We start from the raw sequence: 19,830 nt of genomic DNA on the forward strand, positions 1-19,830 counted from the left end.
GAGCTACATCAAGACCCGAGACTTTGGGCGAGTTTAGGGTAATGTCGCGACGCTTAAACGGCTGAACGAGGGCCTTCGGTCATGATTCGCGACATATTGGTCAATCTGGCGCAAGGCGTCGAACGGGACGCGGCCGCAGAGTACGCGGCAAGCCTCGCGGTCGAATTCGGCGCGCACCTGACGGGCCTGTCGGTGGCGTACGAGATCGATGTGCCACCCTTCTACATGGGTGCCCTTCCGACCGACTTCATCGACGCCCAGGTGCTGGAAAATCAGGCTTCGGCGGAAAAGGCGTCCACGCGGCTCGAGGAGATCGCCAGGGCTGCCGGCATCCCGCATCAGGTGCGCACCATGGCCGCCTCGCTGGGCGTGGCCGCCAACAGCTTTGCCCGCATGGCGCGCCTGTTCGACGTGACGGTGGTGGCTCAGCCCGACCCCGATAAGCCGGGGCCGGAAGAGCTGCTGGCCGAGACCGTGCTGCTCGAATCGGGCCGCGCCGTGCTGGTGGTGCCCTACATCCAGACCAAGCCGTTCTCGGCTGAGCACGCCGTGGTGGCGTGGGATGGCAGCCGGGCGTCAGCCCGCGCCCTGGCGGAGGCGCTGCCTCTTCTGCACCGGACCAAGGTGGTGGAGATCTTCCGCGTGGTCACGGACGGCGCCAACGGCGAGGATGAGGAAGGCGCCGAGGTGGCCCGCCATCTGGCCCGCCACAACCTCGACGCCCAGATTCGCCGCCTGCCGGTGAAGAGTGGTGATTCGATCTCCGCGGCCATCCTCAACGAGGTGTCCGACCGCGGCTCCGATCTCGTGGTGATGGGTGGCTATGGCCATTCGCGCCTGAAGGAGATGGTGCTGGGCGGCGTTACCCGTGAGATCCTCGAGAGCATGACCGTTCCGGTCCTGATGGCCCACTGAGGCGTGCGCGCCCGCGTCGTCGGTCCGCTTTGGGCCGGCGCCGCAGGCGAAGCCATGAGTCAATGCCGTCCGGCGGTGCGGCCTGCCGGAGTGTGCATGGGGCCTGTTCTTTCGCGCCACCGTCTGCCCGGCGGCTCCCGCGGTTGAGCCGCGCGTTGGCTGCTGGCGGAAGCCGTCGCGGGCGCCGTCTCTATTCCGCTCGCAACGGATGCCCTTCGAGAGGGGGAGCGTCCCGTCGGCATGCGCCTCGGAAGCACTTTCGTGACCGAGGGCGGGTGTTCTGGCGGTGGCCCTAAACGGTCCGCCCTGCAAGAACGGTCCGCCCTGCAAGACAGCTTTCGCGCACGCCCCGGCGCCGCGCGCGGGAGGCTGTGGCTGCCCCGTAGGGGCCTGGATCTTCCTTTCAGCCGACGCAAGGCAAACCGTTGTCTGCGGAAAACGTCGTTGCTCTCCAGCATGGTTCGCGGCCGGGCCAGCGCTCTGCGCCCATCGCGCGATCGACAGGACGTGCCGCAAACGATCCACGCGCGCAGGTGGAGCCGCTCTGCCTGCCATGGTCGCCCGAGCGGAGGGCGGGGACAGCATAGACCGGGGTTGAAAAGTGCGCGCCACGCCGGGCGAAGGCCGGCCCCGCTCTTCTGTCGGCTCGCTTACAGCCAATGATATCCATATGGTCGTGTCCGGGGTTGGTGCCACTTCCCAAAAGCCGGACCTGCTGCGGAAGGGGGCGCGACAAACGTCCGTCTGTCGCGCGGGCTGAGCGTGTCCCAGGCCTCCCCGCCGCCAGTCGCCCGCGCGGCGAGTTGGGAAAGCACCGGCGGGGCGAAAAGGCCCCCCGGCGAGGGGCGACGCGTCCGCGTTCTGGTGGCTCGCCCGCAACGGGCAGGAGCTTCTTCTGGTCGTTCTCGAAGTTGGAGAGGTTTGCCGAAAGGCCGGACCTGTTGGTGGACCTGGCACCGGAGTCGACGGCCTGTCGCAGGCATTATGCTGTCGTTTATGCGCGCGGCGCGGTGGGGAAAGTGCGGTCCGGGGCGAAAAGGCGACTCATCCTGGGTTGAGGCATTTCCGCGCTCTGGCGGCTCGCGTGCGCTGCTGGTTTGCTGGCGGTCTTCGTAAGAAGGCGGAGACGTCTTCCGAAAGCCGAGCTTGATGCTCACGTGAGCCAGGGCGGTGCGGATCTGCGGTTCAGTGCCCTGCCGGGGACATGGCCGGCGGCCCCCACGATATTCCCCTCGCTCTCAGGCCCCGCTCATCAAGGGACGGGCAGGCGCGACCAGGGCAGGATGAAGCGCTCGCCGTGGCGCTCGCCGATTTCCACCCGCACCCCATAGGCGGCCTCAAGGCGTTCCGGCGTCATGACCTCTGCCGGCGTGCCGCAGGCGAGCACGCGGCCGGCGCGCAGCAGCGCGACGCGGTCGCAGAAGCGCGCCGCCAGCGTCAGATCGTGCAGCACCACCACCACCGTTTGCCCCGCGCGCGCCTGGCGGCGCAGCACGTCCATCACGTGGAGCTGGTGATAGGGGTCGAGCGCGGCCACCGGCTCGTCCGCGAGCAGGGCGCGGCCTTCCACCGCCAGCGCCCGTGCCAGGAGCACGCGCATCTTCTCGCCGCCCGAAAGGCTGCCGGAGGCGCGGCCGGCGAAGTCCGCGATGTCGGCGGCGGCCATGGCGCGGGCGACGGCGGCGGCGTCCACTTCCGGGGGCGTGCCGTGGGGCAGCCGGCCAAGGGCGACCACGTGTTCCACCGGCATGGGCCAGTGGATGCGCCCGCTCTGGGCGAGATAGGCCAGCTCCCGGCCCAGCGCCCGCCGGCCGAGCCTTTCCGCCGGGGCGCCGTCATAGAGCACCGCGCCGCTGGCGGTTTCCTGAAGGTGGGCCATGGCGCGCAGAAGGGTCGTCTTGCCGGCGCCATTGGGGCCGAGCAGACCCAGCAGCTCGCCCGGGGGCGCGACGAGGTCCACGCCCTCCAGCACCAGGCGCGAGCCACGGCGAACCGAAATGCCACTGGCGGTGATGATCATGCCGGCATCCTCAATCGGTTTCCGTGCCCAGCCGGCGCAGCAGCAGCAGGAAGAAGGGCGCGCCGATGAGGGCCGTCACCACGCCCAGCTTGAGTTCCGGTCGGCTGGGAATGAGGCGCACCAGCACATCGGCCCCCAGCGTCAGCGCGGCGCCGGCAAGGGCGCTCACCAGCAGCAGGCGGCCGGGCCGATGGCCCACCAGCGGGCGCAGCAGGTGCGGCACCACCAGCCCCACGAAGCCGATGGTTCCGGACACGGCCACCGAGGCTCCCACCATGGCCGCCGTTCCGGCAATGGCCAGCAGGCGCAGGCGCGGCAGCGAGAAGCCCAGGCTCTCTGCGGTTTCCTCCCCCAGGGTCAAGGCATCCAGCCCGCGCGCGGTGGACAGCACCAACGCAGCGCCCACCAGGATGAAGGGCAAGGCCAGCATCACGTGCTGCAGGCTGCGATCCGCGAGGGATCCCATCAGCCAGAAAACGATTTCCAGCGTGGCATAGGGGCTGGGGGAAAGGTTCAGCGCCAGCGCGGTCAGGGCGCCCGCCAGGCTGTTGAGCGCGACGCCGGCGAGAATAAGAGCCGTGGTGGACGCCCCGCGCCGGGCGAGGGCGAGCAGAACGGCGGTGGCAAGGCCCGCGCCCACCAGCCCGCCCAGGGGCAGGGCGAGGGAAAACAGCGCCGCCGCGCCGAAATAAAAGGCGCTCACCGCGCCCAGCGCCGCCGCCCCCGACACGCCCACCACGCCCGGGTCCGCCAGGGGATTGCGCATGAGCCCCTGCAGCGCCGCTCCCGTGAGCCCCAGGCTGGCGCCGACCATGAGCCCCAGCAGCGCGCGCGGTAGCCGCAGCTGCACCAGCACCAGGGCATCGAGCCCCTCGCGGCCGGCCAGGAGGTCGTTGATCGCGAGGTTCCAGTGGATAGGGGCGTAGCCGATGGCCAGCGACAGGGCGAACAGGCCCAGCGTCAGCCCGCCCAAAAGGCTCATGAGCAGCGGCTGCGGCAGGGCCGCGCCGGTGGCGGCGCCGTCGTTCATCATCGTGTCCGCGTGGTGGCGGGGGCCGCGGCCAGGGCGCCGGCGGCGCCGTGGGCGGCTTGGGACAGGCGCGCGAAGGCTTCGCCCAATTGCGGTCCCACACAGGCCCACAGCCGCGTCGGCACCTGGGCGGTGCGCCGGTCGGCCATGGCGTCCTTCACGGCGGGATGCTGCATCATTTCACGGGCGAGGGAGGGAGCGGCATTGGGCTCGTCATCCACCACCAGCACGTCCGGGCGGGCGGTGATGATCTCTTCCAGCGAGAGCTGGCCCAGCTTGTCGGGCGAGAGGCGGGCGGCCACATTGTCGAGGCCGGCGCGGCGCATGAGATCGTCGGCGAGGCTGGCGCGGCCCACCGTGAAGCCGTTGGGGCGCAGCACCACGGCGCGTGGCGCCGGGCCGGGTGGCGGCGGCGCGGATGCAATCGCCTGTTCGATCTCGCGCACCATGGCCTCGCCTTTCTCGGGCACACCGAGACGGGCGGCCACGGCGCGGATCTGGGCATAGGCCTCCTCCAGGCTGGAGGGGGTCGAAAGCTCCATCACCGGAATGCCGAAGCGCTGCAGGAGCGAGACTGAGCTGCGGGTGGTGAAGGCGCCGGCAATGACCAGGTCTGGCCCCAGCGGCACCACCTCTTCCGCCAGGCCCCGATTGGCGGGGATGCCGGCCGCCAGATCGGTGACCGTGGAGCTCACCGGGTCGGTGGCAAGGCTGGTGACGGAAAGCACGGCGCCCTTGGGGGCAAGGCGCAGCACCAGTTCGTCGGCGCACAGGTTCAAGGAGACGATGCGGCGCGGTGGCGCCTCGCGCGCGGCGGGAGAGGCTGTCTCCCCGCCTGCGGCGGGCCCTGCAATGGCCAGCGCGAGCGCGGTGACGATCAGGCCGCGCGCCCACCTCCGGCCCGCGGCGCGCGCGAAGAACGGGGGGAGGGGGCGGGCTTCGGTCAAGGGCGGAGCATCCTCAATAGGTCAGCTTCAGGCCGGCATAGGCGGCCATGCCCGGGGCGAGCCAACCATTTGGATTCTCGTACGTCTCATCGAACAGATTGTCGATGCGCCCGAACACCTTCACGTTCTCGTTGACCGTGTAGTTCGCCGCCACGTTGAAGATGGTGTAGCCCGGCTGCTTCACGTAGGCGAAGGTCGTGCGATCGATGTCCCACCAGTCGGAGAGGTAGATCAAGGTGGCCGTGAGGGTCAGCGGGTCCACCGGCTGCCAGTTGACCGCCACCGACACCTTGTCCTTCGGCCGGCGCAGGGGCGCGCAGGTGTCGAGGCCCGTGGGGGCGCAGGAGCCGGGCGAAACCCCGTCTTCCGGATGGCCGACCGTATTGGTGTAAGTGTAGTCCGCGCGCACCGAGAAGTTATCGGTGACCTTCACGGCCACGAAGGTTTCCCAGCCGTCCGATGTGACGCTGGCAATGTTGGCATTGGTCCAGACGTAGGGCGAAACCTGCACGGAATTGATCAGGTTCGTGATGTCGTTCTCGAAATAAGTGGCGCCGAAGCTGACGCGGTCCGCCCACAGGGCCTGCTCGAAGCCGGCGTCCCAGCCCGTGCTTTCCTCCGGCTCCAGATTGGGGTTGCCGCCCGAGGTGGAATAGAGCTGGTACAGGGTCGGGGCCTTGAAGCCGGTGCCGTAGGTCACCTTCAGCTTGGTGCCGGTTTCCGGGAACAGCAAGGCCGGCGCGAGGCGCCAGGTGGTGTGGTCGCCGAAATCGTCGTTGCTGTCGTAACGCACATTGGCGGCCAGGAAGAGGCGCTCAAAGAAGGAGGATTGAAGCTGGAGGTATCCGGCCGTGTCGCCGGTGCTGGCATCCATGCTGGACCAAGCGCTTTCGCTGGTCATGCTCTCATTATAGCGCTCCACGCCGAACAGAAGGCTCTGGCCGGGCAGGAATGTATAATTGGAGCGCCAGTAGTAGGTCTGGCGGTCGCCCGTATAGTCGCTGACATTGTTGGGGTATGGGCTGGAATTATCGCGCGCGTAGTCGGTGGCGGCGATGCCGAAGGTGCTCACCAGCTTGTCGTCCAAGGCTTTCCATTGGCCTTCCGCCTTGCCGATGAAGAACGAGCCGTAGCCGATATCCTGCAATGGGGCGGGATAGCCCGTGCCGGTGGAATAATTATACAGGTCCGACGTATAAGCGAGGCGGGTCTGAATATAGCGCGCCATCACATTGACGGAGAAGGCGTCGCTCACATCGGCGTCGATGCGGCCGGAATAGGTCCAGTTGTCACTGGCATTGTCGTTCGCCTGCTCGCCCGGCAGCAGGATGTCCGACGGCGTCACCGGGATCGAGGTCGAGGCGAAGTGGCCGACATTGAAAGCGTAGCCGATATTGTTATAGCCGCCCGAAAGGGCCGCGGCCTGGTTGAAGGTGCCGAGTGAGCCGGCCTCCAGATAGCCGTTGGCCTTGGCCGGGCCGGAGCCGCGCTCGGTGGTCATGGAAATGACGCCGCCGATGGCGTCCGAGCCGTAAAGGCCACTCTGCGGCCCGCGCAGAACTTCCATGCGGGCGAAGTCGTTCGTGTACAGGGTGCCAAGGTCAAAGGCGCCATTGCCGCTCGACGGGTCGCCGAGGTCGATGCCGTCCAGCAGGATCTTGGTCTGGTTGGAATTGGTGCCGCGCATGAAGACGGAGGTGCCGCCGCCGGGGCCGCCGGTCTGCACCACATTGAGGCCCGGCACCGATTGCAGGGCGTCAGGCACGTCGCGGCGCTGGGTCTCCTCCAACTGCTGGCCGGTGATGACGGTGACCGAGCTTGCCACCTCGCGCGCCGGGGTCGCAATGGTGGTGGCACTCACCACCACGTCCGGCAGCTCGTATTGGGTGCCATCCGTGGTCTGCGCCGAGGTGATCTGCGTGCCGCTGCCATCGCTCGCCGTGGCCGCGGACTGGGCGAGGGCTGGCGTTGCGGCCATGACGGCCAACAGGCTGACGGAGAAGGAAAGCCGCGCGGCGCGCCGTCGGCGGGCGCGAGAGGCAAGGGGGGCGGCAAGGGCTGGGGTAGGTGTGGGCGCAAGGCAACGGACGGCGGGCATTCAAACCTCGGGCGGGACGCCAGTGGCACGTCACCGCGAACGAGGGTCTTCGAAGCGGACCGCAAGACGGCGCGCCGCGAATATCCCGCCATCGGAACACCCCGCCCGATGAGCCCGCGTGTGACCACGGATCGACGGCAGGTCTCCTGGCTTGCGGGTCGTCGCCCTTCGCCGCCTTCCCAGGCCCCGAGTGCCCAGTGGCGATGTGGCGAAGGACTCGCCGCTCACAGTTGCGGGGGCAGCTGCGGCCTGGAGCGCCTGGCGCCCGCACCGCATTCCCTTTTCATTCCTCTGGGAGGAATACCGTCACTCGGAAAGGTAGAGGACGGGCTGTCGCCACGTCAATGCCTCCTCCCTGCTGCAGCTCGGCCACAGTCCCTGAAGGGCAGGGACTGTGGCATTGCTGCATCACAGCATGGCGGCGCGGAGCGCTCGCCCAGAAATCACACGGGCTTCAGCAGCACGTGCTTCTTCTTGCCGAGCGAGAGCTTGATGACGCCTTCCGCGGTGAGGGCCGCCGGGGTGAGCGCGGCCTTTTCGTCGGTCACGGCGGCGTCGTTCACCTTGAGGCCGCCGCCCTTGATCTGCCGCCGCGCCTCGCTGGTGGAGGCGACGAGGCCCGCCGTCACGAACGCATTGGCGACGCCAAGCCCCGCTTCCAGCTGCGCCAGGGGCACGTCCACCGTGGGCAGGTTCACGTCGAGCGCGCCCTGCTCGAAGGTGGAGCGCGCCGTCGCCTTGGCCTGCTCGGCGGCCTCGCGGCCGTGCAGCAGAGCGGTGGCCTCGGTGGCGAGCACCTCCTTGGCGAGGTTGATTTCCTGGTCCTTCAGGGCGGCCAGGCGGGCGATCTCGTCCAGCGGCAGCTCGGTGAACAGCTTCAGGAAGCGTTCCACGTCGGCGTCGCCCGCATTGCGCCAGTACTGCCAGTATTCGTAAGCCGGAAGCAGCTCCGCATCGAGCCACACGGCGCCGCCGGCGGTCTTGCCCATCTTGGCGCCGGAAGAGGTGGTGAGCAGCGGCGTGGTGAGCGCGAACAGGTCCGCCCCATTGAGCCGGCGGCCCAGCTCCATGCCGTTGACGATGTTGCCCCACTGGTCGGAGCCGCCCATCTGCAGAATGCAGCCGTGGCGCTTGCTCAGCTCCACGAAGTCATAGGCCTGCAGGATCATGTAGTTGAATTCGAGGAAGGTGAGCGGCTGCTCGCGTTCCAGCCGCAGCTTCACCGAATCGAAGGTGAGCATGCGGTTGATGGTGAAGTGCGGCCCCACCTCGCGCAGCAGGGGGATGTACTTCAGCTCGTCCAGCCAATCCGCATTGTTGGCCATGACGGCGCCCGCGTCGAAATCCAGGAAGCGGGCGAACACCTTGCGGATCGAAGCGATATTGGCGTTGATCTGCTCATCGGTGAGCATCTTGCGCTGGGTGTCCTTGCCGGACGGGTCGCCGATCTTGGTCGTGCCGCCGCCCATCAGCGCGATGGGGTTGTGCCCCGTGCGCTGGAGCGTGCGCAGCATCATGATGGACAGCAGGTGCCCCGCATGCAGGCTCGATGCGGTCGCGTCGAAGCCGATATAGGCGGTGATGGGGCCTTCCGCGGCCTTGGCATCGAGGCGCTCGAGGTCCGAGCACTGATGGATATAGCCGCGTTCATGCAGCGTGCGCAGGAAATCGGAACGGAAGGTGGTCATCGCGATCAATCGGTTGGAGGTGCGTTACGGGCGCGGAAAGGAACGGTGGTGTATCAGGTCCGGCGCGAGATTGCATGGGGGGAGGGCGCCAATGGGGCGCCTGCCGCCCGCCAGGGTTGTCGCGGATGAGGGGAGAAGCAGCACATGCGCGTGGTGGGCCTGATGAGCGGCACGTCCATGGACGGCATCGACGCCGCCCTCATCGACACTGATGGCGAGCATGTCTTCTGGCTCGGCCCGGCCGTCACGGTCCCCTACGATGCCCCAACGCGCGCGCTGCTGGAACGGGCCATGGCCGATGCGCGCGGCGTGAACGCCCGCACCGATCGTCCCGGCGCCCTTGCCGAGGCGGAGCGGCGCATCACCGATCTTCACGCAGAAGCGGTGCGCGCGCTGCTGGTGCCGCTGCGGCTTATTTTATCCGACATCGACCTCGTGGGCTTCCATGGCCAGACCGTGCTGCACCGGCCTGAGGCCCGCCTCACCGTGCAGATCGGCGAAGGTGCGCGGCTGGCGGCCCTGCTCGGCGTGCCGGTGATGGCCGATTTTCGCGCCGCCGATGTGGCGGCGGGCGGGCAGGGGGCGCCGCTGGTGCCCGTCTTCCATGCCGCGCTGGCGGCGCCCCTGGGCGGGCCGCGGCCGCTGGCGGTGCTGAATGTCGGCGGGGTGGCGAATGTCACCGTCATCGATGGCGTCGCGTCGCCGGTTGCCTGCGACACCGGGCCGGGCAATGCCCTGCTGGACGATTTCATGCAGGAGCGCACCGGCCGCCCCTTCGACGCCGACGGCGCGGCAGCGGCGCGCGGGCGCGTGGATGAAGCGGCGGTGGCGGCCGCGCTCGATCACCCCTTTTTCCGCGAGCCGCCGCCCAAGTCGCTGGATCGCAACGCCTTCCGTGCCCATGTCGCCGGGCGGCTGGGCCTGTCCGGCCTGAGCCTGGAGGATGGCGCGGCGACCCTCACGGCGCTGACGGCGGCCAGCGTCGCCGCCGTGCTGGCGCATCTGCCGACCCCGCCCCGGCGCTGGATCGTGGCCGGGGGAGGGGCGCGCAATCCCACCCTCATGGCCATGCTGGCCCAGCGGCTGGGGGCGGAGGTGGTGGCGGCGGAGGCGGTGGGCTGGTCGGCCGATGCGCTGGAGGCGCACGCCTTCGGCTTTCTGGCCGCGCGGGCGGCGCGGGGCCTGCCGCTGACGTTTCCCACCACCACCGGGGTTTCTGAGCCCCTGACCGGTGGGGTGCTGTTCGAGCCCTGATCCATCGAGGGGCGAGCTTCACCGATGGCGCGCGGGGCGGCCGCGCGGGGATCGTTCGCGATCTGCCTTGCCTGCGACCGTGGTCGTGGCAAGTTGGCGGCACTGATGCGCGGTCTGCGCCTGTGCGTCATGCCAGCCGCGCGCCGCGCGGGGCTTCCGGCATTTGACGCGGAGGCTCGCTCTCTCTACCTGTGCGCTCCGTGCCCGCATGCGGCGCGGTGTCCTTCGGAGGCCCCATTGTCCCTCGTCGCCACCATTCGCAAGTCGCTGGTGCCCATCCACCGCGAAGGCTACCCCTTCATCGCCATCGCGGCGGTCATCGCACTGCTGCTGTTGTCGGTGAACACCTTCATCGGCATGATCGGCGTCGGCCTCGCCATCTGGACGGCGCTGTTCTTCCGCGATCCGCCGCGGGTGACGCCGGTGCGCGAGGGCCTCATCGTGGCCCCCGCCGACGGGCAGGTCTCCTTCATCGGCCTCGCCAAGCCGCCGCGTGAGCTGGATCTTTCGGACGAGCCGCTGCTGCGCGTCTCCATTTTCATGAACGTGTTCAACGTGCACGTGAACCGCGCGCCGATCACCGGCCGCATCGCGCGCGTGGCCTACAAGCCCGGCATCTTCCTGAATGCCGACCTCGACAAGGCGAGCGAGGACAACGAGCGCAACGGGCTCGTCATCTCCGCCGCCACCGGGCTTGGGGACACCATCGACGTGGGTGTGGTGCAGATCGCCGGCCTCGTGGCGCGGCGCATCGTGTGCTTCGTGCGCGAGGGGGAGGAGATCGGCGCCGGCGAGCGCTTTGGCCTCATCCGGTTCGGCTCGCGGGTGGATATCTACCTGCCGCGTGGCACCAAGGTGCAGGTGGCCGAAGGCCAGCTCGCGACTGCCGGCGAAACCATCATCTGCGATCTCACGGCCCCGCTGCCGCGCGAGACCGCCTATCGGGTGAGCTGATGGGCGCGCCCTTTCCTCCTTTTGATCCGCAGGGCCGCCTGCGGCCGCGCTTCGGGCGCATCGGCAAGATCCCGCTGCGGGTGCTGATTCCCAATCTGGTGACGCTGCTGGCCTTGTGCTCCGGCCTCACTGCGGTGCGGCTCGCCATCGAATCGCGCATCGAGCTGGCGCTGGCGGCCATCGTGTTCGCGGCCCTGCTCGACGGGATCGACGGGCGCCTGGCCCGCGCGCTCAAGGGCACATCCCGCTTCGGCGCCGAGCTCGACAGCCTGGCCGACTTTGTGAACTTCGGCTGCGCGCCGGCCCTGATTCTCTATTTCTGGGGTCTCAACGAAGCCGGATCCTTCGGCTGGATCGCGGCGCTCATCTACGCCATCTGCGCGGCGCTGCGCCTCGCCCGATTCAACGTGATGCTGGATGATCCCGACCGGCCCGCCTTCGCGGCGGACTTCTTCACCGGCATTCCGGCGCCGGCGGGGGCCATCACGGTGCTGCTGCCGGTCTATCTGGAGCTGATTGGCGTGCCCCATGGCGGCGTCAGCGCGCCCATCGCGCTCATCTACTGCCTGGCCATCGGCTTCCTCATGATTTCCACGGTGCCGGCATGGTCGGGCAAGACCATCGGCCGGCGCATCCGGCGTGACATGGTGCTGCCGCTGTTCGTGCTGGTGGCGCTCTATTTCGCGCTGCTCGCCAGCTATCCGTGGGTCGTGCTCGCGGTGTGCTCCATCATCTATCTGGCGCTGTTGCCCATCTCGACACTGCGTTACCGCCGGCTGCAGGCCGCCCACCGGGCGGAACGGGCCGCGAAGGCGCCGGAGGATGCAGATGCCGGGCCCGCGCCCGGCCCCGCCTGACGCAGGGTGCGGTGGGTGGCATACGGACTATCCCGGATTCCGCTGAGGGGGGCGTTGCATTAGCGTTGTCGTACCATGTGGAACGACGTCGCCATGCAACAGGACATCGCGCCCGGCGGGGCCCGCGCCCCTCGCCGGTCCAGTGCCGTGCGCGCCGTGACCCGGACGGAAGAACTCCGGCTGCGCATCGCCGATGAGATCACCAGCGGGCGTCTGGCGCCGGGCACGCCGCTGGAGGAAGTGGAAATCGCCAAGCGCTATGGTGTTTCCCGCACGCCGGTACGCGAGGCCATCCGCGATCTGGCCGCCTCCGGGCTGGTGGAGGCGCGGCCCCATCGCAGCGCACTGGTGGCGCGCCCGTCCATGGAACGCCTGAGCGGGATGTTCGAGGTGATGGGCGAGCTGGAATGCCTGTGCGCGGCCCAGGCCGCCGCCCGCATGACATCCGCCGAGCGTACCCAGCTCGACCGCCTGCACGCCGATTTCGCCGCCGCCATCCATGCCGGCGCGGAGACGCTGTGCGACAGTCTCGACGAGCGCTTCCATGCCGCCGTCAATGCCGGCTGCCATAATGATTATCTTTCCGAACTCGCCGTCGCCACGCGCGTGAAGCTCCGTCCGTTCCTGCGGGAGAAATACCGGGGGCTTGAGCATCTGGCCCAGTCCTATGCCGAGCATGACCGGGTGCTCACCGCCATTCTCCGCGGCGACCGGGACGAGGCCGGCGAGGCCATGCGCGCCCACGTGCTCGCCACGCCCGCTTTGGCGGCCAGCGCGTCTGAACCCGCGGTTCGCGAAACGCCCTCGGCCACCAGCGCCTTCGCCTGATCGATCCCGCCGGGGAGCTCGCGGGGCGCGTGCCGTGGTGCGCTGATCGCGCGTGATGAGCCGAAGAGCGCCCCTCGCGCCGACCTGCCTCCTCCTCACCCGAAAGCGGCCCGGGCCCGCAGGCGGCGACTCACACGCGGTCGCCGGCAGCGGCGACACCGCCCCACCGCGCGGTGATGCAACGCATAGCCCCATCAGCTCCCTTCCGGGCTACCATATGTTGTGGCTTGCCCCAGGGGCGGGGCGATCATGCCCGCCATTTGTTCCATCGTGACCTGTGGATGACGGTGACGACTGGGGCCTGGCCGCAGGGCGTGGCGCCATCCGCGCCGATGGCCCTGAAACCCGCTCCAGCCCTGGCGTCTTAGGGATTTATTAACGGGTGCGGCGGTACTATATTTAGTAGAGCTGAGGCGGCGAAGCACCCAAATCGAGGCCAAACTGAGTTTGACGGACGCCGGGGACTCGCCTAGCGTCCGTCTCCTCCGCGACGGGCATTCCTTTCGGTCATGGGATCGGCAGGTGGGTTCGGCGCGCTTTTCGAACATGCAAGTGACGGTCCGGGGCGACGTGTACGCGTTGCGCTCGTCGGTGAGTCACGCCCGCTACATTTAGCTGCTATAATTTACGGCCTCATGGAGGCCGATCGGAAGGAGCACCGGTCATGCGCGTTGAACGTCGCTACACGCTGGAGGGCCGTTCCCCTTACGCGGACATCGCGTTCCGCGAGACCGTGAGCGAGATCAAGAACCCCGACGGCTCCGTGGTGTTCCGCCAGGAGGGGATCGAGGTTCCCGCGCAATTCTCCCAGGTGGCGAGCGACATTCTCGCCCAGAAGTACTTCCGTAAGGCGGGCGTGCCTGCGCGCCTGAAGAAGGTGGAAGAGAACACCGTTCCCGCCTTCCTGTGGCGCTCGGCGCCGGACGAGGCGGCCCTTGCCGCTTTGCCGGAGAAGGAGCGCATCGTCGGCGAGACCTCCGCCAAGCAGGTGTTCGACCGTCTCGCCGGGACCTGGACCTATTGGGGCTGGAAGGGCGGCTATTTCGACAACGAGGGCGATGCCCAGGCCTTCTTCGACGAGCTGCGCTACATGCTCGCCATGCAGATGGCGGCGCCCAATTCGCCCCAGTGGTTCAACACCGGCCTCAACTGGGCCTATGGCATCGACGGACCGGGCCAGGGCCACTTCTATGTGGACCACGAGACCGGCGAGGCGAAGGCCTCCACCTCGGCCTATGAGCACCCCCAGCCCCACGCCTGCTTCATTCAGTCGGTGGGCGACGACCTCGTGAACGAGGGCGGCATCATGGACCTGTGGGTGCGTGAGGCGCGCCTGTTCAAGTATGGCTCGGGCACCGGCACCAATTTCTCGTCCCTGCGCGGCGAGGGCGAGCGCCTGTCCGGCGGCGGCCGTTCCTCCGGCCTCATGAGCTTCCTGAAGATCGGCGACCGCGCGGCCGGCGCCATCAAGTCGGGCGGCACCACGCGCCGCGCCGCCAAGATGGTGGTGGTGGATGCCGACCATCCGGACATCGAGAATTACGTGGATTGGAAGGTGATCGAGGAGCAGAAGGTGGCCGCGCTCGTCACCGGCTCCAAGCTCAACGCCAAGCACCTCAAGGCCATCATGAAGGCCTGCGTGAACTGCGACGGCGAGGCTGATTCCTGCTTTGATCCCGAGAAGAACCCGGCCCTGAAGCGCGAGATCAAGGCCGCCCGCAAGGCCGCCATCGCCGATGCCGCCATTCGCCGGGTGATCCAGTTCGCGCGCCAGGGCTACAAGGACATCGACGTCGCCATCTACGACACGGACTGGGACGGCGAGGCCTACCTGACGGTGGCCGGCCAGAACTCCAACAATTCCGTGCGCGTCACGGACGCCTTCCTGCGCGCCGTGGAAGCGGATGCGGACTGGAACCTCATCCGCCGCACTGACGGCAAGGTGGCCAAGACCATCAAGGCCCGCGACCTGTGGGAGAAGATCGGCTCGGCCGCCTGGCACTGCGCCGATCCGGGCATCCAGTTCCACACTACCATCAATGATTGGCACACCTGCCCGGCGGGCGGCGACATCCGCGCCTCCAATCCGTGCTCGGAATACATGTTCCTGGACGACACGGCCTGCAACCTCGCCTCGCTGAACCTGTTGCAGTTCCGCGATGCGGCGAAGCAGTTCGACGTGGCGAGCTATGAGCATGCGGTGCGGCTGTGGACCATCGTGCTCGAAATCTCCGTGCTGATGGCGCAGTTCCCCTCGCGCCGCATCGCCGAGCTCTCCTATGAATACCGCACCCTGGGCCTGGGCTACGCCAATATTGGCGGCCTGCTCATGTCCAGCGGCATTTCCTATGACTCGGCCCAGGGCCGGGCCATTTGCGGCGCCCTTTCGGCCATCATGACCGGTGTGTGCTATGCCACCTCCGCCGAGATGGCGCGGGAGCTCGGCCCGTTCCCGGCCTACAGCGCCAATGAAGACGCCATGCTGCGGGTGGTCCGCAACCATCGCCGCGCCGCCTATGGCGAGGCCGAGGGCTATGAGGACCTGGCGGTGACGCCGGTGCCGCTCGATCGTGCCTCCTGCCCGGACCAGCGCCTGGTGGTGCATGCCGCCGCGGCCTGGGACAAGGCCCTGGAGCTCGGCCAGCGCCATGGCTATCGCAACGCCCAGGTCTCGGTCATCGCCCCTACCGGCACCATCGGCCTGGTGATGGACTGCGACACCACCGGCATTGAGCCCGACTTCGCCCTGGTGAAGTTCAAGAAGCTGGCCGGCGGCGGCTATTTCAAGATCATCAACCGCGCCGTGCCGGAGGCCCTGCGGGCGCTCGGCTATGGCGAGGCGGAAATCGCCGAGATCGAGGCCTATGCGGTGGGCCACGGCTCCCTCGCCCAGGCGCCCGCCATCAACCATTCCACCCTGCGCGCCAAGGGCTTCACCGACGCGGCCATTCAGAAGGTCGAGGCCGCGGTGAAGACCGCGTTCGACATCAAGTTCGCCTTCAACCGCTGGACCTTCGGTGAGGAATTCCTCATCCAGACCCTGAAGGTGCCGGCTGCGCAGCTGGCCGATCCGAAGTTCGACCTCCTGTCCTTCCTTGGTTTCTCCAAGGCGGACGTCGAGGCGGCCAACATCCATGTGTGCGGCGCCATGACCCTGGAAGGGGCGCCGCACCTGAAGGTGGCGCACCTGCCGGTGTTCGATTGCGCCTCGCCCTGCGGGCGGCTCGGCACGCGCTATTTGTCGGTGGAAAGCCACATCCGCATGATGGCGGCGGCCCAGCCCTTCATTTCGGGCGCCATCTCCAAGACCATCAACATGCCCAACGAGGCGAGCGTGGAGGACTGCAAGGCGGCCTACCTGCTCTCCTGGCGCCTGGCGCTGAAGGCCAACGCGCTCTATCGCGACGGTTCCAAGCTCTCCCAGCCCCTCAACGCCCAGCTGGTGGCGGATGACGAGGACGAGGACGATGCGGTGGAAGCCGTGATGGCGCAGCCGGCGGCCGCGCGCGCCACGGTGGTGGCGGAGAAGATCGTCGAGCGGGTGGTGGAACGCATTGTCGAGCGCCCCGTCCATGCGCGCGACAAGATGCCGGACCGCCGCAAGGGCTACACTCAGAAGGCACTGGTGGGTGGCCACAAGGTCTATCTGCGCACCGGCGAATATGACGACGGCCGCCTGGGCGAAATCTTCATCGACATGCATAAGGAGGGCGCAGCTCTCCGGTCGCTGTTGAACAATTTTGCCATCGCCATCTCGCTGGGCCTGCAATATGGCGTGCCGCTGGATGAGTATGTGGACGCCTTCACCTTCACCCGCTTCGAGCCGGCGGGCCCGGTGCAGGGCAACGACACCATCAAGTATGCCACCTCGATCCTGGACTATGTGTTCCGCGAGCTGGCGGTGAGCTATCTTGGCCGCAATGACCTCGGCCACGTGGACCCCCATGACACGGGCTTCGATGCCCTGGGCAAGGGGGCCGACGAGGGCAAGGCGCCCACCAATCCGGCGGCGCGCATCGTGTCCAAGGGGCTGGTTCGCGGCAAGACGGTGAACCTGCTGGCGGCGGCGCAGGCCGTTCCGAGCGAGCCGCGCGCTTCCGCGGACAATGTCACGGTCCTGCGCGCCCGCACCGAAGGCGCCACCGCGCTGAAGCCGGAAGTGGCGGAGCTTGCGGAAGGCGAGACCGATACGGCGGAGGCCGAGCTCTCTTTGGCGGAAAGCGGCCTTGAGACGACGCTGTCCTGGAGCCCCTCGGCCCGCAAAGCCGAGGCCCGCGCGGAGGCTCGAGCGAAGGGCTATGAGGGTGAGGCCTGCCCGGAGTGCATGAACTTCACCCTGGTCCGCAACGGCACCTGCCTAAAGTGCGACACCTGCGGCGCCACCACCGGCTGCAGCTGATCTGAGGGCTGGCCTCACTGTTGTTGTGAAGGCACCCAAAGGATGAGCATTTGACGCCATAGTTTCGCTCATCGGCAGCCAAAGGTTGGCGCAGACAGCGAAAAGAGGTGTTCAGGGATTAAAAGGGCCTGCCGCAAGTTGCGGCGGGCCCTTTCTATTTGTTGGAGACTGTCCCATGACGGTAGCCGATTTTCCCGCAGCCGCAGATGAACGGCGGGCGAGCCCGCTCCTGACCCTAAGCGGGCACCCATATCTGTGGGTCTGTAAGGCCGCTTTGCTTTCGATAGTTGTCATGACGAACCATCTGAGTTCCGAGAAAAGCTAAAGGAATTCGAACGCGTGCTTGTACGATGAAGGACCCGAGGATAGGTTCAAAATGAGTTGCATCTGGGCTTTTCCTCTCGTCAGTCTTCCTCCGCCATGAAAGGTTGATTTGGCATAGGCGCCCGACTTTCCCAACCCGTCACATGCGTGAACATCCATGGCCGATGCCTACGCCCATTCGCTCCCCAACGTGTCCTTTGAGCATTGGGAAAGACTTGGAGACCATGGCGCGGCTGTTGGGGCACTCGCTGCGGGGTTCGCCGAATGCTTGGGGTGGGCCGAGGTTTTACGTCTCGCCGGGCAGCTTCATGACATCGGTAAGCTCTCACCGGAATTCCAGGACTATATCGCCGATCGGCGACCGTCCGGCGGAGACCATTCCGCTGCCGGCGGGCGCATCGCGCTGGACCAATATGGCCCGCATCTCGGCAAGATCATTGCCGCCATCATTGCCGCTCACCATGCGGGCTTGGCAGATAGCGAGGATCTGCTGCGCCGGATGGAGGCTGCCAAGCAGCGCATTCCGGCTGGCTGGCAGGACCATGCCGGCCCCCTTGCGGAGCGGGCGAGGCTGGCGCCGGATCAGCCTCTGCCCAGCGGAGGCCCGAAAGGTTTCGCGACCAGTTTCCTCGTCCGGATGCTGTTCTCGTGCCTCGTCGATGCCGACTTCATCGCGACCGAGCGCTTCTACGCGGGGGCGACCGGCGCGCGGGTGGAACGCGGCGGGCACAGCGACCTGTCCGCTTTGCGTGATCGTCTGCGCATCTTCATGGCCGCGAAACGCGTCGGCGCTGCATCCACCCCGCTCAACGCACTGCGCGCCGACATCCTCGACCATGCGCTGGGCAAGGCGACGCTTTCGCCCGGACTCTTCAGCCTCACCGTGCCGACCGGCGGCGGCAAGACTCTGGCCTCTCTCTCCTTCGCGCTCGAACATGCGGTGCGACACGGCCTCAGGCGGATCATCTACGTCATTCCCTACACCTCCATCGTCGAGCAGACAGCGGATGTGTTCCGGAAGGCTCTGGGGGCCGCCGACGACATTCTGGAACATCACGCCAGCTTCGATTGGGAGAAGGCGCGCGGCCAGCGCAAGGCCGATGACGAGGCCCCGGACGTCCTCGCCAAGCTGCGGCGAGCGGCCGAGAATTGGGACGTCCCCATCGTCGTCACCACTGCGGTGCAGTTCTTCGAGAGCCTGTTTGCCAACCGCACCTCGCGTTGCCGCAAGCTGCACAATATCGCGGGCAGCGTGGTCGTGCTCGATGAGGTGCAGACCCTGCCGCTGCCTTTGTTGCTGCCGAGCCTTGCGGCCATCGAACAACTGGCGCTGAACTACCGCGCCAGCGTGGTGCTGTGTACCGCGACCCAACCGGCGTTCCGCAAGATCGACGCGGCATTGCACGATGCCAGGGGCAATCCGATGGGCCTCGATCTGCCGGCGGACCGGGAGCTCGCTCCGGACCCCGCGGGGCTCTATGTGAAGCTGAAGCGCGTGGCGGTGGAGCGGATGACGGCGCCGGTCGCGGACAACGCCATCGCCGTGCGCTTTGCTGAGCAGCCGCAGATGCTGTGCATCGTGAACACGCGTCGCCATGCGCGGATGCTGTTCGAGGCGATCGCGGATCTGCCCGGCGCCACCCACCTGTCCACCCAGATGTGCGCCCGGCATCGCCGCATGGTGCTGGCGGATCTCAAGGAAAAGCTTCAGGCGGGGGCGCCGGTGCGGCTGGTGGCGACCTCACTGATCGAGGCCGGCGTGGACATCAGCTTTCCCGAGGTCTGGCGCGCCGCGGCAGGCCTTGATGCCATCGCTCAGGCCGCGGGACGGGCCAACCGGGAGGGCGAGCTGAGGGATGAGGATGGCTGCCCGAGGCTGGGCCGCGTGGTGATCTTCGAGCCCGCGGAGGGGCATCTTCAGCACGACATCAAGCAGCGCTGGCAGGCGGCGCAACCGGTGTTGGATAAGCATTCGGACGTGCTGGGCCTGGAGGCGGTACGCCACTATTTCTCCGAACTCTACTGGCGCAAGGGCGATGCCAAGAAAGTCTTCGATGCGGCGCGGGTCGGGGCCTATCCGGGCATCCTGCCGGCCATTGCTGAATCTGCCGCGGACCTGTCATTTCCGTTCAGGTCCATCGCCGAAGCCTTTCGCATGATCGAGGACATCATGGAGCCGGTCATCGTGCCATGGAGCGCAGGGCCGGACGACGATGATGCAGAGACGCTTCTGGCGCGCATCGCGGCGCAGGAGCGCCCGTATTCGGCGGACCTGCGACGGCTGCAGCAATATGTTGTGCCGATCCCGAAGCGGGCCCGGGACGAATGGCTGGCGCGCGGTGTGCTGACCCCCGTCCACCCGTCGCTCGGGGAGGCGATGCTGCGGTTTCCCGATATGTCGCATTATCGCGCGCAAACCGGGATCGATCTGGAGGACATGACTTATCGGGATGCGGGACAGAACGTGCTGTAGCCCGAAGCGGTTATGTTCTCGTGTGTTTTGCTCTGAATTGTCG

12 protein-coding genes and 1 riboswitch are annotated in these 19,830 nt (G+C 67.6%); of the genes, 7 read left to right on the plus strand and 5 right to left on the minus strand.

Going from position 1 to position 19,830, the window contains the following annotated elements; all coding sequences use genetic code 11:
• The first annotated feature begins 81 nt into the window (after positions 1–81).
• Positions 82–915, plus strand: a complete 834-nt coding sequence (locus tag V5F26_RS09285) for a universal stress protein (protein ID WP_234052542.1) — start codon at positions 82–84, stop codon at positions 913–915.
• 1,252 nt (positions 916–2,167) lie between these two features.
• On the opposite strand, the gene V5F26_RS09290 is transcribed toward V5F26_RS09285, so the two are convergent.
• From V5F26_RS09290 to tyrS, 5 genes are all read right to left on the minus strand, one after another.
• Positions 2,168–2,935, minus strand: a complete 768-nt coding sequence (locus V5F26_RS09290) for an ABC transporter ATP-binding protein (RefSeq protein WP_394947428.1) — start codon at positions 2,933–2,935, stop codon at positions 2,168–2,170.
• Positions 2,936–2,945: 10 nt separating this feature from the next.
• Positions 2,946–3,968, minus strand: a complete 1,023-nt coding sequence (locus V5F26_RS09295) for a FecCD family ABC transporter permease (RefSeq protein WP_394947427.1) — start codon at positions 3,966–3,968, stop codon at positions 2,946–2,948.
• On the minus strand, positions 3,965–4,912 hold the full coding sequence (locus V5F26_RS09300; RefSeq protein ID WP_394947426.1) for an ABC transporter substrate-binding protein: 948 nt from the start codon (positions 4,910–4,912) through the stop codon (positions 3,965–3,967). The genes V5F26_RS09295 and V5F26_RS09300 overlap by 4 nt, the downstream gene beginning before the upstream one ends.
• Before the next feature lie 13 nt (positions 4,913–4,925).
• On the minus strand, positions 4,926–6,890 hold the full coding sequence (locus V5F26_RS09305) for a TonB-dependent receptor plug domain-containing protein (RefSeq protein WP_394947425.1): 1,965 nt from the start codon (positions 6,888–6,890) through the stop codon (positions 4,926–4,928).
• A gap of 239 nt (positions 6,891–7,129) precedes the next feature.
• Positions 7,130–7,333, minus strand: a riboswitch (cobalamin riboswitch).
• 120 nt (positions 7,334–7,453) lie between these two features.
• Positions 7,454–8,698, minus strand: coding sequence for a tyrosine--tRNA ligase (gene tyrS / locus V5F26_RS09310; RefSeq protein WP_394054626.1), 1,245 nt, complete (start codon positions 8,696–8,698; stop codon positions 7,454–7,456).
• Between the two features lie 144 nt (positions 8,699–8,842).
• Here tyrS and V5F26_RS09315 point away from each other — a divergent pair, with 144 nt between their 5' ends.
• The 6 genes from V5F26_RS09315 (at position 8,843) to V5F26_RS09340 (ending at position 19,787) form a co-directional block, all read left to right on the plus strand.
• Positions 8,843–9,952, plus strand: a complete 1,110-nt coding sequence (locus tag V5F26_RS09315; RefSeq protein WP_394947424.1) for an anhydro-N-acetylmuramic acid kinase — start codon at positions 8,843–8,845, stop codon at positions 9,950–9,952.
• Positions 9,953–10,189: 237 nt separating this feature from the next.
• The gene (locus tag V5F26_RS09320; protein WP_394054622.1) at positions 10,190–10,906 is read left to right on the plus strand and encodes a phosphatidylserine decarboxylase; all 717 of its coding nucleotides are present in this window, start codon (positions 10,190–10,192) and stop codon (positions 10,904–10,906) included.
• On the plus strand, positions 10,906–11,763 hold the full coding sequence (gene pssA / locus V5F26_RS09325) for a CDP-diacylglycerol--serine O-phosphatidyltransferase (RefSeq protein WP_394947423.1): 858 nt from the start codon (positions 10,906–10,908) through the stop codon (positions 11,761–11,763). Before V5F26_RS09320 ends, pssA begins: the two co-directional genes overlap by 1 nt.
• A 93-nt stretch (positions 11,764–11,856) precedes the next feature.
• Positions 11,857–12,591 (plus strand): GntR family transcriptional regulator, encoded by a 735-nt coding sequence (locus V5F26_RS09330; RefSeq protein ID WP_394054619.1) that lies wholly within the window; start codon positions 11,857–11,859, stop codon positions 12,589–12,591.
• Between the two features lie 664 nt (positions 12,592–13,255).
• Positions 13,256–16,990, plus strand: coding sequence for a vitamin B12-dependent ribonucleotide reductase (locus tag V5F26_RS09335; protein ID WP_394947422.1), 3,735 nt, complete (start codon positions 13,256–13,258; stop codon positions 16,988–16,990).
• A gap of 481 nt (positions 16,991–17,471) precedes the next feature.
• A complete protein-coding gene (locus tag V5F26_RS09340; protein WP_394947421.1) occupies positions 17,472–19,787 on the plus strand; it encodes a CRISPR-associated endonuclease Cas3'' in 2,316 nt (771 codons plus the stop codon).
• The last annotated feature ends 43 nt before the right edge of the window (positions 19,788–19,830 follow it).

Source organism: Xanthobacter variabilis, from assembly GCF_043831965.2.
Classification (GTDB): Bacteria; Pseudomonadota; Alphaproteobacteria; order Rhizobiales; family Xanthobacteraceae; genus Xanthobacter.

Bases quoted from the DNA above. Each gene is read 5' to 3' on its own strand.
- V5F26_RS09315 (WP_394947424.1), top strand. From the start codon at position 8,843: ATGCGCGTGGTGGGCCTGATGAGCGGCACGTCCATGGACGGCATCGAC.
- V5F26_RS09330 (WP_394054619.1), top strand. From the start codon at position 11,857: ATGCAACAGGACATCGCGCCCGGCGGGGCCCGCGCCCCTCGCCGGTCC.
- V5F26_RS09340 (WP_394947421.1), top strand. From the start codon at position 17,472: ATGGCCGATGCCTACGCCCATTCGCTCCCCAACGTGTCCTTTGAGCAT.
- V5F26_RS09335 (WP_394947422.1), top strand. From the start codon at position 13,256: ATGCGCGTTGAACGTCGCTACACGCTGGAGGGCCGTTCCCCTTACGCG.
- V5F26_RS09290 (WP_394947428.1), bottom strand. From the start codon at position 2,935: ATGATCATCACCGCCAGTGGCATTTCGGTTCGCCGTGGCTCGCGCCTG.
- V5F26_RS09295 (WP_394947427.1), bottom strand. From the start codon at position 3,968: ATGATGAACGACGGCGCCGCCACCGGCGCGGCCCTGCCGCAGCCGCTG.
- V5F26_RS09285 (WP_234052542.1), top strand. From the start codon at position 82: ATGATTCGCGACATATTGGTCAATCTGGCGCAAGGCGTCGAACGGGAC.
- tyrS (WP_394054626.1), bottom strand. From the start codon at position 8,698: ATGACCACCTTCCGTTCCGATTTCCTGCGCACGCTGCATGAACGCGGC.
- V5F26_RS09305 (WP_394947425.1), bottom strand. From the start codon at position 6,890: ATGGCCGCAACGCCAGCCCTCGCCCAGTCCGCGGCCACGGCGAGCGAT.
- pssA (WP_394947423.1), top strand. From the start codon at position 10,906: ATGGGCGCGCCCTTTCCTCCTTTTGATCCGCAGGGCCGCCTGCGGCCG.